The following is a 14,121-nucleotide window of genomic DNA, read 5'->3' on the forward strand; positions in this document are numbered from 1 at the left end:
CGGAGCACCGATCGCAAGGACACCGAGCACCGCGACCGCGAGGGCCGCCGCCCCGGCGACCGCGCCTGCCACGAAGGTCGCTGCCAGCGCGGCCAGTCCGGCCGCCGCGAGCAGCGGCACCGCCACCAGGGCGAGCAACGCCAGCACCGGCAGCGCGAGCACCGCGATCACCGGAATGGCCACGGCGGCAAGCGCACCGAGCGCGGCGAGCCCGAGCACCGGCAACGCGACGACGGCCAGCACCGGAAGCGCGACCAAGGCCAGCGCACCCAGCGCGGCCAAGCCGAGCACCGGAACAGCGAGCAGGGCCAGCACCGGAAGCGCGAACAACGCCAGTGCACCGAGTCCGGCGAAGGCGACCAGCGGCGCGAGCACCGCCGCGGCGACCCCGAGGGTGGCGAAGTCGAGCAACAGACTGCCGACGAAAAGCGTGATGGCAAGCGCCGTAGTGACGGCAACCACCGAGACCCCGATGAGCGCCGCCAGTGCGGGCAACCCGACCAGGCCGAACAGGCCGATGCCCACGGCGAGCGCCGCGACCACCAGCCCCGCAACGAGCACCGGCGACCACACCGCGAGCAGGGCGAGCGCGATGATCGGCGACAGCGCCGTCGACACCACCACCGCGAACGGCCCGAAGATCAGGAAGGGCAGCGTCAGCACCGCGGCGAGGGCGAACCCGACCACCGCGACGGCTGCGGTGGCCAGCACCGCCGCCACCGCGAGCACAGCCGAAATCAGCCCGCCCGCCAACAGGATCGCGCCGAGACCGGCGCCGCCGACGGCGATGGTCGCGATCGCCAGCACCGCCATGACCGCAAAGGCCGCGGCCGCAAGCGGCACGGTGACCAACAGCAGCGGCGGGAACAGCGCCGACGCCGCCAGGAACACGCCGAGCGCCAGCACGCCGAAGAACATCCAGGCGCCCACCAGTCCGAGCCCGAGCGCCGCGACGAATCCGCCGAGCAGCGTGCTGACCGCGGCCACCGTGCCGATGGTCGCCAGCGTGCCGAGCAGCACCCCGCCGAACAGCAGCGGCAGCGCGATCAGCGCGAGCGGCGGGTTGATCACGATCAGCGCCAACGCCGCGAGGCTGAGCATGACGAACGACAGCACCGAGACCACCAGCCCGCCGGCGAACACCGTGGCGACCGCGGCGATCGCGAACGCAAGCAGTCCGAGCACGATGGCCCCGCCGCCCAGCCAGGTCACCACCGTGAACGCCGCAGCAACCACGCCGATGCCAGCGCCCGCGATGATCGAGAAGGCCAGTGCGGCAACCAGAATCAGTGGGATTGCATACGGCATGGTCACCATGAACGCGAGCGTCGCGACGAGGGTGGCCGCGGCCAGCCCGGTGATCGCCAACAGGACCGTCCCGGTCAACGCGAACACCGAGAACGCGATCAATCCGAACCCACCGAACAGCACCGCGAGTCCCAGCGCCGCCGGAATGGCGACCAGCCCGATGAACAGCAGCGGAGCCAGCAGCGGCCCGAGCACCGGGACGGCGAAGACCAGCGCGAGGGTGGCGATCAACCCGCCGACCACCGCGAGCGCGACACCCACCGCACCGAGCGCGGCGAACAGAATGCCCGCCGCGGAAAGCCCCGCCCAGAACACCGCCGCGGCGACGAGCTGAATCGCGGTCGCTACCACCGCAAGCGCGAGCAGCACGGTCACCGCGGCACCGCCCGCCACCGAAAGAATCAGCAACCCGGCGAGCGCCACCACGGCCAGGATCACGCCGCCCGCGAGACCGACCGCGCCGAACGCCACCAGCGCGACCGCCGCGAGTGCGATCAGCATCGGAACGGCGATGAGCCCGAACGGGGTGAGCAGCGAAAGCAGCCCGACGCCGACAAACAGTGCGGCGGTAGCGAGTCCGGCGACTCCGAGCACACCGAAGAACGCGACCGCGGTAGCGATCAGGCTGACGACAAGGAAGGCCAGCGCACCGGTGAACAACAGCGGTGCGACCACCAGTCCGAGGACCGGCACGAAGACGGTGGCCAGCAGCGCGGCCGCGGTCAGCACCACGAACCCGACGACACTCAGCGCCAGCCCGGCGGCCAAAGCGCCTACGGCAAGGGCGATTCCACCGACAATGGCCACCGCGATCGCGGCGATACCACCGACCAGAATGACCGGCGCCAATACCGCGAACGCTACGAGGGCGACCGGAATCGCGATGAGCAGCACCGGAATCGCGATCACCGCGAGCACGATCAGCACCGGAATCGCCAGTACCGCGAGCACGAGCCCGCCGATGACCAGCGCACCGATCGCCAACGGGGCCAACAGGATCGCGCCGAGCACCACCGCGCCGAGGGTGAGTACGGCGGCGACCCCGATCCCGCCCGCGAACAGCAGCGGCACCACCGCGAACAGCGCGATCACCGGCAACGCGAGCAGTGGCAGCGCCGCGGGCTGCCTGGCATCGGACACCAGCCCGCGCACGGCGTCGCGGATCTGGGTGAACACCGCGCCGATCGCGGCGGCCGGGTTCGAGGCCAAGGCGAGCAGCGGTGCGAGGAATGCGAGCACCGGCGCGAGGCCGGCCAACTGCGGCGCGAACAGGCCGATGACCGGCGCGGCGATCGCGAGCAGACCGGGCGGCAACTGCTGAGCGGCCGGAAGCTGTTGTCCCACAGTCGGAGTGAGCAGGTCACGCAGACCCTTGACCGGGTCCGGGCCGTCCTTGGGGAAGCCGAAGAGGGTGCGCGCCTGGTCGATCAGGTCGTCGATGGCCGGGGTCGCGCTGCTGCGCCGGGTGCCGGCCATTTCGGTGGCCTGCTGCACGAAGGCCAGCAGGTCGTTGACCGGTCCGCGCATCGGGCCGTCGGGGAAGGTCTTGTCCGCCCAGGTGGCCAGCTGATCGAGCTGCATGCCTGATCCGGCGATTTGCGCGACGGTAGCGGCGAGGTCGGCCACCGGTGCGGGGACACGGCCCGCCACCTCTGAAACGACCGCGCCGGGCTCGTTCTGAGCGGCTGGACCGCCACCCCACGTTGGTTCGGGCGACGGACCTCCACCGCCCCGATAGGTATCGATCGCCGAGTTCACCTGGTCGCCGAACGGAGTGTTCGCACTTGCCGCGCTCGCAGCGCCGAGTGCGTTGTTCAGCGCTTCCTGCTGTCCCGGGTCGAGCAGCTGTCCCGCGACATCACCGGCGCCGGACAGCACGCCGTTCAGATCGGCAGGCGGAGCGGGCAACTCGATATCGGCCGAGGCGTGGCCTGCACCGATCATGGCGGTCGCCATGGAGGCGAAAGTCGCGGCGGCATACATTCCGCGCCGGGATTTCTGCACCGTCTTGCGGTGCCGTGCCGAAGCTTTGGTTTCTCTTTGACGATCCTTGGTGACTACGCGCATTACTGGAGCCTCTCCGTGAACCCGTCCGTAGGACGTGCTGGTTACGATGCGCCCATGGCCCTGTCGTAGTGCGTTTCGCGGGCTCCGGCGCGAAGGCGATATCGGGGAAACAAAGCCCCGCCCGGATCAGACCGGACCGGTTTCGGCCGGGGCACAATTGGCCCTGGACCAACCACCATCCGGTCCGATGGTGGCGCCGATATGGGTGTGCGGCATGCCGAGTAGGTCGCGACAGCGGATGAAGGCGTGCTCGCCGACTCCGGAACCGGGGTCGCAGGTCACCGTCAGTTCATTGGGAACCGAGACGTCCGTGGCGCAACCGGGCAGATCCGGATCCGCGGCCGCTGAGCCGGGTCCGGCGAACCACCCGCCGACCAGCACTGTGCACAACACCAACACCAACACCGCGGCCGGGACCGTGCGGCTGCGCCGCACCACCCTTTGCTGAAGGTTTGCTGAATGTGCCATGCGGTCCATGGTTCGCGCACGATGGAATCTCAGTCAACATAACGGAGATCACTATTCGCCATTTCCCGAGGTCGAATCCGCCTTTTTGGCTCCAGGAATGGCGGGGCGCGTCAGAGAAGCGTAAACGAATATGTACGGGCATTATCAATCGATCTATCATTCATCCCGCGAACTGGACGTTTGACCAGTTATCTCCGGGACCGAAATTCCCGAGCTGACATGGGAATTGACACGGCTATTCCCGCACGGCAGCGACACCGTCGGCCGCTAGTACCTCGGCCGCCGCGCGTTCGCCGGACCGGATGGCACCCTCGATATAGCCAGCCCATTCCGTAGCGGTTTCGCTCCCCGCCCAATGAATCGCACCGATCGGCTGACGCAACGCCGAACCGATGCTGGTCAGCACACCGGGCGGAAAGAACGCCCCGTACCCGCCCCGGGCGTAGGGATCGTCGGCCCAGACCTTCTCGCGCCAATCGATCGGATCGCGGGCCGCGCGCCCGAAAGCGCGCACGAGCGAACCGACGATCATGGCCCGGCGTTCGTCGGCGGAGAGCGCGGCCAGCCGATGCGCGGCGCGACCGGGCACCAAGGCGCCGAGTACCCCTGGGCCGCCCGGGCGGGTCGCGTCGAAGGTGATCGGGACCGGATCGTGCAGATTCAACGCCTGGCCGGTGAGTCGATCATCGCGCCAGAAGGGACGCTCGTAGACGGCGAACGCCTTCAGCACCGACCCCATCGGCATCCGCTGGGTCAGGTGGTCGCGGGCGGCGGGCAGCGGCGGGTCGTAGCCGATCCGCCCGGCCAGCGCGGGCGGCAGCGCGACGATCACCTGACCGGCCCGCACCTCGCCGAACTCGCCGCGTACCGAAAGACCTTCCGGCACTTGCCTAATCGAGGTAACAGGGGCGTTCAGCCGCAGCGCGGAGCCCAACTCGGCGGCGAGCGCGCGGGCCGGGCCGTCGGCGCCGTCGATGAACAAACGGGTGACCGTCTCGGCCGTCACGCCCGCCTCGACGCCGCCCGCGGCGCGGATGGTGGTCAGCAGGGCGAGCATCGAGACGCTGCCGACGTCGACGCACAGTTCCTCGCCGACCATCACCTCGGCGATATGCCTGGCCCGTCGCTCGGGCAGGTTGCGGCGCAGCCAGGTCGCCGCGGTCATCGCGTCGAGCCGGTCGGCGCCGGGGGTGGTCCACGGGCGGGCGAGGTCGATGCGCGCCGCGAGCCGCTCGATCCGCCACATCGCCTGCGCGAGAACGACGAGCACGAGCGGCGGCAGCGGCGGGCGGGCCCCGCGGAACGGTTGCCGGACCGCGCCCTCGACCAGCAGGTTCGCGCCGTCGGAGGGTGCCGGGTAGGTGTCCGCGCCGTATTCCTGCGCCAATGCGGCGAATCTGGTGTGGGCGCCGGAGATCCATTGGGCGCCGAGGTCCACAGCCCAGTCGTCCGCGATCCGGTCGGTCAATGCCCGGCCACCGGCGCGTCCGGCGGCCTCCAGCACGACAACCGAGCGGCCACCGGCCCGCACTGCCCGCGCCGCGGCCAATCCCGCATATCCGGCACCGACGACAACCACGTCCGTGTGGTCCATGCCGGCCTCCCGTCGCTCCACCGCCATTGGACACCACTGTTGATCACAGTCCGCCGATGTGCAACCGCTCGGTGCCCGATCGCCGAACCTGTTTGCCGCGCCGCCGATCCGGTCGCAGGCAGCACCGCGCAAGACTCCGGCCACGCTGCCCGACTCGCTCTAGATTTGCTAGGAAACTCGCGCCAGATTTGCTCGTTGGTTGCCATCGAGTGACAAACTGGCACGATGGCGGAAACCTTGGCGATTGTTGAACCGGGCGCGGCCGAACTGGGGCGGCGGGCGCGCAAGCGGGTCGGACGGCGGGCGCTGGGGGTGTGGGAGCCGCCTGCCGATCGGGCGGACCCGATCAGCGTGCTCGAACGCCAAGCCGCGACCCGGGTACCCGAGCTGGTACCCATCCGGTACGCCAGGATGGCGGCCGGGCAGTTTCCGTTCCTGCGTGGCGCGCCCGCGATCATGGCCGCCGATCTGGCCGCCTCGCCCAACACGGGGCTGACCGTCCAGCTGTGCGGTGATGCGCACCTGTCCAACTTCGGCCTGTTCGCCTCACCGGAACGCGCACTGGTCTTCGACCTCAACGACTTCGACGAGACCTTGCCCGGCCCCTTCGAATGGGACGTCAAACGGCTGGCGGCCAGCGTCGCGGTGGCGGCACGGGCCAACGGGTTCGCCGATACCGACGCCGAAACCGCGGTCGGCGCCGCGGCCCGCGCCTATCGGGAGGCGATGATCCGGCTGGCCGAGCTCGGCGAACTGGCCGTCTGGTACGAGAAGATCGATGCCGACCAATTGACGGCGCTGGCTCGGAAACCCAAGCGCCGCAAGGGTATCGAGCAAGCGCTCGCCGAGGCGCGGACCCGCACGAACCTGCAGGCGCTGGCCAAGTTGACCGAGCCGGACGCCGACGGCGTCCCGCGCATCCGGCACCGTCCACCGCTGCTGATCCCGATCGGGCAGCTGGACGCCGAAATGATCCAGCGGGTGTTCGGCGACTATCGCCGCAGCGTGGCCGAGGAGCGCCGGGTGCTGCTCGACCGGCACGAGATGCTGGACCTGGCGGTCAAGGTGGTCGGCGTGGGCAGTGTCGGCACCCGTTGCTTCGTCGCCCTGCTGGCCGGGCGGATGAACAAGAGCCCGCTGTTCCTGCAGGTGAAGGAGGCCGAACAGTCGGTACTCGCGCCGCACACCGCGGCGAGCAAGTTCCGCAATCAGGGGCACCGGGTCGTGCACGGGCAACGGCTCACTCAGGCCGCCAGCGACATTTTTCTCGGCTGGGCGACCGGTCCGGACGGGCGGCATTACTACTGGCGCCAACTGCGCGACATGAAGGGCTCGGCCGACATCGAGGAGATGTCGCGCGCCTATCTGCGCGACTACGCGGCACTGTGCGGGCACACCCTCGCCCGTGCGCACGCTCGCTCCGGCGACCGCGTCGCTATCGCCTCCTACCTCGGGTCGAGCGACACCTTCGACCGCGCGATGATCGACTTCGCCGTCGCCTACGCCGACCAGACCCACCACGACCACCGAGCGTTGCGCAACGCCATCGACTCCGGGCGCGTCGTGGCGGCGAAGCAGGCGTACTGAGCGCTCAGGCCGATCGCCGCGAGCGATGCTCGGCCACGTGCACCCGGTTCGAGCAGCGCGTCGAGCAGAAGCGCCGCCGGCCGTTGCGCGAGGTGTCGACGAAGACCTCGGCGCATCCGTCGCGGGCGCAGCGGCCGATGCGATTCGGGTCGGCGCAGAACAGTGCCGCGAGACCGACCGCGGTGTAGGCCTTGACGCGTTCGTCGACGGGTGCGCTCTCCTGCGCGAAGTGCAGGTGCGGCGGCTGGCTGTCGTGCGTCGAGATATAAGGCTGACTGGTCGTTTCAGCGAGCAACGCGTTGAGCCGGTGCACGGTGGGATCGTCGAAGACCGCGTCGAGTTCCGCGATCCACCGGCGCAGCTCGGCGGTCTGCGCGGCCGTGACGGTGCCGAGCGGTTTGTAGCCCGAGTCGGCGAGCAGTTCCCGCAGATCCTGGTTACGGCCGGCGTTCACCAGCCGGGCGGCGAGTTCGGCGGCCGCGCCACCGTAAGGGTTGAAATGCACTTAGTCATTACAGCAGGCTGGGCATATGGACCTGACCTGCCCCTCCTGTTCCTGGCCCACCCCGACGCTGGTGTCCGCACACGGAGACGTCCGCTACCTGCGCTGCCTCTGCGGGCAGTGGCTGGTCGCCGAGCATGGTCTCGTTGTGGCAACGACGGGAAACAGCTCGTTCGGTATGCGCGATACACCACATAGAGGTGATGACCCCGAAAGACCGTGCAGTGCCCGGCATTCGAGCTAGCCTCGATGGGCAGTCTCATGTGGAGGGTATTTCGACATGACCACGGCTACCGTCATCCGGCCGTTGGCACCGAGCGAAGAGATCTTCGCCGGTAGCGAAGTCCTCGTCGGCTACTCGATGCGACTGTCCGGTCGGTTGAATTTAACCGCGCTCTCGGCTGCGTACGAGGCGGTGGTGCACGCCTACCCGGCGTTCGGCGCCCATCTCGAGGCTAACGGTCGCGGCCACGTCATCGTCGAATCACCCCGCAGCGCACCGGAATTCACCGTCGTCGACGGGAATCCCGAACTATTGCTCAGCGGTGCGCGGCTGGACCAGCGCACGGCGCTGGCCGCATTGTGCGTGGTTCGGGACGGCGACAGCACCGGGGTCACGCTGGTGACCCACCACAGCATCGCGGACGCGTGCCATTCACTGGCCGTGCTCGCCGAGTTATGGTCCTGCTACACCGAAGTCAGCCATGGGCGCGCGCCCATGCTGGAACCGCACCGGTTTCCGGATGCGGTGGAGGACCTGCTGCTTGCCCGATGCGTCGAGAAAATGTCCGGACTCCCGGTGTCGGCTCGAACCTTGATGGTTGCCGAAGCACCCCGCGTCCTTGCGCCCGTCGCAGCCGACGACTCCTATCTGCTGCCGCTGACGGCACGCTGCCGCCTGACCAAACAGGAGACCACCGCGCTCGCCGACCTCGCGCACCGCGAAGGGACGACGATCAACGGACTGGCCTCGGCCGCAATCCTGCTCACCGAGGCCGAACTGCGCGAGCTGCCGCTGACCGAACTCAGCTACACCTACTCCGTGGACCTGCGCAACCGGGTCACGCCCGCGATCGGCTACACCGAAGGAACGAACGTTCTCGGCTTCGCCGACTTCGTTCCCACCGTCGGCGCCGGAACCACCCTGGTCGAACTGGGCCGTGCCATCAGCGACGGCCTACGCAGCGGGCTGGCGACCGGCGTCGTGCAGCAGACACCGCTGCACATCCCCGATATCGCGTCCGGCCCACCGCCGCGCGCGCCCGGCATCGTGCTGGCCACCAACTGGGGGCGTATCGACCGGCCGCAGTTGCCCGACGGGTTGCGGATCGACGATTTTCGCACGGTCATGATCGCGAAGCCGGACAAAGCCGGGCATCGACTACAGCAGCCCAGCGGCACCATCATCATCAGCACGTTCGATGACCAGCTGAGCATCGAGATCCACCATCCGGTGGAGACGACCGCGCAGCAGAAGCGGCGGGTACGGTTGCTGGCCGCGCATCTGGACGCGGTCAGCGAAGTCGGCGCCGCCTAGGGGTCGCCGCACCGACCGCGATGGGCCGGTTGATCAGGAGGAGCCTGCGGTGGCACCGGATACGAGCATCGACATCACCCAGGCGAAGCCCTGACCGAGTACCGTCATCCAGTCGCCTGCATTGAACGAACCCATCGCGGATTCCCTTCTGGTTGTGCGGGTTTCAGCCCGCGCCCACGTCCGGTCGCACCTCGTCGCCGGTGGCGGTCAGGTCACAGGAGTAGTCGTTGCTGCGGTTGGCACCGGTAGACAGGATGACGGCGAACACCTTCTTGCAGTTCTGTTCGCCGAGTCCAGCGGTGTTCTGCGCGATGGTCGAGCCGCGCAGGATCAGCTTGCCCATACCGGGATTGACGACATCGGTGAACTGGTACGGCAGGCTGTCGAGGTAGGCGGGGGCGATATTGATGCCGCCGCCACCTTCGTCGGCGCTGTTGCGCAGGACGAAAGAGTCGATGAGCACCACCTCGCCGACGCCTCGGATGTCGAGTCCGCCGCCGCGGCCCGCGAATCCGCCGAAGCGGTACCACTTGGTGCGCGGGTTGACGACATGGTTGTCGGTGATCTCGGTGCGGGTGAAGGTGCAGGTGTTGTCGCAGCGGACACCGCCCGCCTCGCCCGCCGCGTTGGCGGTGATGATGCTGTCGGTGACCTTCATGTCGGCCACGGGAATGTTGAAGATGCCGCCGCCATAGTCGGCGGCATTTCCCGTTACCGTCACGTGGTCGAGAATCAGCTTGCCGGAGTTGGCGATTCCGCCGCCGCCGGTCTCGAACAGCGGAATCTCGTGCTCGGCGGCATTACCGCCGGTGATGGTCAGTCCGGAGAGGGCGACCCGCGCGGTGGTCAACATGACGCGATCACGGTGCCCGGCATCGATGACGGTGCGGTCCTGGCCCGCGCCCTCGATGGTGGTGTCGGCGGTGACGTCGAGATCGCCGGTGGCCGGATCGATGAAGGGGCCGTTGGTATTCCAGAAATTAGGCGGGATGGTCAGCACATACCGGCCTTCGGGCACCCGAATGATGCTGCCCGGCCGGACATTCGCGGCCTGCACGGCGGCGCGCAACGTGCACTCCCCCGCGTCGGTGCGGCACCGTCCCTCGAACGGATTCGCCGCCGCACCGTCGGCGGTGGTCGTCACGGTGAACACCTCGGGCGACGCCCCCGCCGAGCCGGTCTGCGCCGCCGCGCGATCCGGCATTCCGCACAGCGTGCCGAGAAATACGACACCGATCATCGATATCGACGAGATCTTCATCCGACCAACCACTCTCGGCACGACTACTCCGGGTCGACAGTGCGTTCTGGGCACTGTCTCAGTCATTTCGGTTCTAACAGAACCGAAACCCGCACCGTGGTGGGTCCGGCGGTTCCTTCGCTATTGCACAATCGCACTGGGCATGTCGACGAGGCCGGCCGGTCAGCGCAGCATCGAGCGGGCCGTCGGTGCGAGACGCAGCTGCTCGGGTGGGCCGGACAGCCGCTCGGCCAGCTCCGGCTGTACTTCCGTGTGCCACACCTCGGCGGCGGCCAGCTGGTCGAGATGGGCGGTGCGGCGGTCGGCGTTGTCGAACAGAGCGAACCAGACGAAGACGTTCTCTTCCCGAATAGGCAGCGGTGCAAAGGTATTCGGCGTGGGGTCAGTCAGGTAGCAGGCGATCGGCGGCGCACCGGTTGCGGCCAGCACCGGCCGCACTCTGGCGTCGAAGAATTCGGCGAACTCTTCTTTCGGCGTATCGAGGTAGTAGACGGTGGCCAGCACCCGCGACTCCGGCAGGTCGGTCGCGTGCACCCCAGGCCGAGTCCCCGACACCACGAAACCAGAAGTCGCCGAGGCGGGCTGCAGCAACAGCGCATCAGTGGTGTCGACCATCGTCGCTCGCGCCGCCGGGGCATGCGTCCGCCACGCTGCCCCCGCTATATAGAAGGCATTCAGCGCCGCGCCGCGGGCAGCCATATCGGGGAAGGCGCGCATCCAGACGAACCGATCGGGGTCGTCCTCGTCGCGGAACTGCGCCACGATGCGCATGCCGACGGCCTCCTGGGTCTCGACGAGTTCCCCGTCGAACAGCTCGATCAGCACGTCTCGCGTCCCCGGGCGCAGGGTGTACTGCCTGAGTTCGACCACCGGCCAGATATTTTCGGTCATCGGCTCACGGTGCCACCGAGCACCGACAACCACTACCCACCACTTTCGGTGGATCGCCTACTTCCGCTGCCGGAACCGCGACTCGCGCATGGTCTGCGCGGCCTTGTTGCGGTACATCGCGGTATCGGCCGCGTGCATGAGCTGGTCCGGGGCGGTGGGCACGTCGTCGAGGAAGACGGTGCCGATACTGGCGGCGACGGTCACCAGATGACCCTCCACCTCCATCGGCTCGACGAGCGCCTGCGACAACCAGCCGGATATCTCGGTCAATTTATCTGCGCCCGTACACTTTTCGATCAGCACGATGAACTCGTCGCCGCCGAGCCTGGCGACCAGTCCGTCGACCGGGCCGACGGCCGCGCGTAATCGCTCGCCCACCACCCGAAGCACCTTGTCCCCCACCGTGTGTCCCCAGACATCGTTGATCTCTTTGAATCCGTCGAGATCGAGATAGCACACGCCGATCGGCGGGCTCGCGTTCGCCAGCCGGTCGAAGAACAAGGTGCGGTTGGGCAGACCGGTGAGGCTGTCGTGGTTGGCGTCGTGCCACAGTCGGTCGGCCAGCTGCTTGCGTTCGGTGATGTCGACCGCGACCCCGATCAGGAACCGCACCTGCCCGGCGCTGTCGCGCACGGCCGACATGGACAGGTCGATGGTGGTGATGGCGCCGTCCGGGCGCAGATGCTCGGTCTCCAGCCGGAACCGGTCGGACGCCCCGCTGAGCAGCCGTTGCAGCTCCGCGAAGGCGTAGCCGATGTTCGCCGGGCCGAGCAGTTCGTCCACGGCCCGGCCTGGCATGAGTTCCACTGGCAGACCGAGCATTTCGGCCATCGCCAGGTTCGCGTCGAGCACCTTGCCGGTGACATCGATGGTGCCGATGCCGACCGAGGCGCCCGCGAAGACGGCGGCGAACCTGGCCTCGGAGAGCTGGCGTTTGGCCTCGGCCTCCTGCGCCGCCGCCAAGGTCGCCACCAGGGTGGCTTCCTGTTCAGCGAGCGCCGCGGTCCGCAGGGCCGCGGTGAAGCCCGCCGCGAACTCGGCGGCGGTGAGCACCGCCCGGTCGCGGATCCGCTCATAGTTCGGCCCGACCATGGTCGGACAGATGTCGGCCACCAGGTCGTGGCAGATGACCACCACCGACCGACTGACCGCCACCGCGTCGCGGTAGTTCGCCGCGACCAGTACGGAGGCGGCATCGCGGGCGACGGTGAGTTCGGCCGTGCCGAGCACCACCGCTTCGAGCGCCTCACTCAATCCGGCGAGCATGGCTTCGATCTGGGTCCGCGTGAGAGTGGGGGCCACCGCGCCGTCCAGCGCCTCGGCCCACCGCATCGCTAGCTCATGCGACCCCACTCAGGGACCCCCTGCTGGTTCGTCTTCGCGCTTCAGGCCTTTCGACCGACGCCGGCCAGACCGAGCGAACGGCCCGGTGCCTCGTGCAGATCTCGCTCGGACTCCGGGCGCCAGACCGGCAACTCGACCACGCCGGGCTCGATCAGGTCCCATCCTTCGAACATAGCGACGATTCCCTCGCGATTACGGAAATGGATACCAATTCGATTCTTATCGGAGGCATTGGCGCCCAGCTTGCCCGCGTCCTCGGGCCGCATTTCGGAGGTGAGATGGGAGATGGCGACGTAGCTGCCCGGCTGGACGGCGGCGCGCAGATCGGCCACCTTGGCGACGGGCTCGTCACTGTCCGCGAGCAGGTGCAGCACCGCGACCAGCAGCAGGCCGACCGGTTGGTCGAAGTCGATCAGGCCGGTCTCGGCCGCCTTGTCGAGCAGCTCGGCCGGCTTGCGCAGATCGGCCTCGACGGCACCGGCCCGGCTGTTGCCGCGCAGAATCGCGCGCGAATGGGCGACGGCCACCGGATCAATATCCGCGTAGAGCACCCGGATATCGGGATCGATGGCGTGCACCACCTCGTGCACATTTCCGGCTGTCGGGATTCCCGACCCGATATCGAGGAATTGGCGGATCCCGGAATCGGCCAGGAATCGCACCGCGCGGCGCAGGAACGCCCGGTTGCTCAGCGCCAGCCTGGGCAGGTCCGGCACGAGCGACTTGCCCATCTCGGCGGCCTTGCGGTCGATCTCGAAATTGTGCGAACCACCCAGCAGCGCGTCATACATCCGTGCCGGGCTTGCCTGCTGCATATCCACGCCTTCGGGCGCCCACGCCGGCCTATCCATCGAAAACCCCTTTATTGCTCACGCTCGAACACCGCCATCGGATCGGCCGACCCACTCGGGCACGGTGCGCTTGATCACCCGAACGGTGGTCTGCGCATAGTAGTCGGGTTTGGTGACCAGCGGGAAGCTCGCCGCCGACGACGGGTGGCCCGCTCGGAGCGCTTGCGAGCGCGAATGCGCGAGGCCGCACCCGATTTCAGGCGCGGGACGCGGCGATTCTGGCCAGCGTCTGCACCGGGTCGGTGAGTACCTCGGTGAAGGCCAGCTCCGCGGCACCGATCAGGGTCGCGTCGCCGCCGAGCGCGGAGGTGCGCAGCCGCACCCGCTCGCGGACCGCGAGCAAAGCGTCGACCGCTACCCGGCTGCGCACCTGAGCCGCCGAGGCGAGGTAGATCTCGCGCAGCACGCCGCCGAAGACCACCATCGACGGGTTGAAGATATTGACCAGGTTGGCCACGCCGTAGCCGAGCCAGTCGCCCACCTGGTGCAGAGCGTCCCTGGCCGTCGAGTCACCGCGCGCCGCGGCCTCCACGATGGCCTCGACCGCGGCCCGGCCCGCCGGGTCGGCGCGGCCCGCGGCGGCGATCAAGCCGAGCTCGCCCGCCTCGACCTCGAGACAGCCGTGCGACCCGCACGCGCAGGCCCGCCCGTTCCGGTTGACGATCACGTGGCCGACCTCGCCCGCGTAGCCGCCCTCCCCGCCGAGCAGTT

General features: G+C 68.6%; 11 protein-coding genes. 2 read left to right on the top strand and 9 right to left on the bottom strand.

The features are described 5' to 3' along the window. From NN4_RS43065 to NN4_RS43075, 3 genes are all read right to left on the bottom strand, one after another. Nucleotides 1-3,375: MnhB domain-containing protein (locus NN4_RS43065; protein WP_147143815.1), on the bottom strand; the 3,375-nt coding region annotated here is incomplete at its 3' end. 126 nt (nucleotides 3,376-3,501) lie between these two features. Beyond that, nucleotides 3,502-3,843: a hypothetical protein gene (locus tag NN4_RS43070; protein WP_246181424.1), complete on the bottom strand. Its 342-nt coding sequence runs from the start codon at nucleotides 3,841-3,843 to the stop codon at nucleotides 3,502-3,504. Nucleotides 3,844-4,078: 235 nt separating this feature from the next. After that, a complete protein-coding gene (locus NN4_RS43075) occupies nucleotides 4,079-5,437 on the bottom strand; it encodes a flavin monoamine oxidase family protein (protein ID WP_186818904.1) in 1,359 nt (452 codons plus the stop codon). A 225-nt stretch (nucleotides 5,438-5,662) separates the two neighbouring features. Between NN4_RS43075 and NN4_RS43080 the strand changes: the two genes are divergently transcribed. Continuing rightward, nucleotides 5,663-7,024: a DUF2252 domain-containing protein gene (locus NN4_RS43080; protein ID WP_147143821.1), complete on the top strand. Its 1,362-nt coding sequence runs from the start codon at nucleotides 5,663-5,665 to the stop codon at nucleotides 7,022-7,024. Nucleotides 7,025-7,028: 4 nt separating this feature from the next. Here the strand turns inward: NN4_RS43080 and NN4_RS43085 are convergent, their stop codons facing one another. Further along, nucleotides 7,029-7,529 (bottom strand): CGNR zinc finger domain-containing protein, encoded by a 501-nt coding sequence (locus NN4_RS43085; protein WP_147143824.1) that lies wholly within the window; start codon nucleotides 7,527-7,529, stop codon nucleotides 7,029-7,031. Nucleotides 7,530-7,806: 277 nt separating this feature from the next. Between NN4_RS43085 and NN4_RS43095 the strand changes: the two genes are divergently transcribed. Further along, entirely contained in the window at nucleotides 7,807-9,063 is a 1,257-nt protein-coding gene (locus NN4_RS43095) for a phthiocerol/phthiodiolone dimycocerosyl transferase family protein (protein ID WP_147143830.1), read from the top strand. Nucleotides 9,064-9,226: 163 nt separating this feature from the next. Here NN4_RS43095 and NN4_RS43100 read toward each other — a convergent pair whose 3' ends face one another. The 5 genes from NN4_RS43100 to NN4_RS43120 form a co-directional block, all read right to left on the bottom strand. Next, the gene (locus NN4_RS43100; RefSeq protein WP_186818905.1) at nucleotides 9,227-10,324 is read right to left on the bottom strand and encodes a CSLREA domain-containing protein; all 1,098 of its coding nucleotides are present in this window, start codon (nucleotides 10,322-10,324) and stop codon (nucleotides 9,227-9,229) included. Nucleotides 10,325-10,486: 162 nt separating this feature from the next. Beyond that, nucleotides 10,487-11,215 carry an NIPSNAP family protein gene (locus NN4_RS43105; RefSeq protein WP_147143836.1) on the bottom strand — a complete coding sequence of 243 codons (729 nt, stop codon included), beginning with the start codon at nucleotides 11,213-11,215 and terminating at the stop codon, nucleotides 10,487-10,489. A gap of 57 nt (nucleotides 11,216-11,272) precedes the next feature. After that, a complete protein-coding gene (locus tag NN4_RS43110; protein ID WP_147143839.1) occupies nucleotides 11,273-12,547 on the bottom strand; it encodes a sensor domain-containing diguanylate cyclase in 1,275 nt (424 codons plus the stop codon). Nucleotides 12,548-12,600: 53 nt separating this feature from the next. Next, nucleotides 12,601-13,410 (bottom strand): SAM-dependent methyltransferase, encoded by an 810-nt coding sequence (locus tag NN4_RS43115; RefSeq protein ID WP_147143842.1) that lies wholly within the window; start codon nucleotides 13,408-13,410, stop codon nucleotides 12,601-12,603. Nucleotides 13,411-13,606: 196 nt separating this feature from the next. After that, a partial coding sequence (locus tag NN4_RS43120) for an ROK family protein (RefSeq protein WP_147143846.1) occupies nucleotides 13,607-14,121 on the bottom strand: 515 nt, incomplete at its 5' end.

Origin of the sequence: Nocardia ninae NBRC 108245 (assembly GCF_007990755.1) — a bacterium.
GTDB classification, from domain to species: Bacteria; Actinomycetota; Actinomycetes; order Mycobacteriales; family Mycobacteriaceae; genus Nocardia; species Nocardia ninae.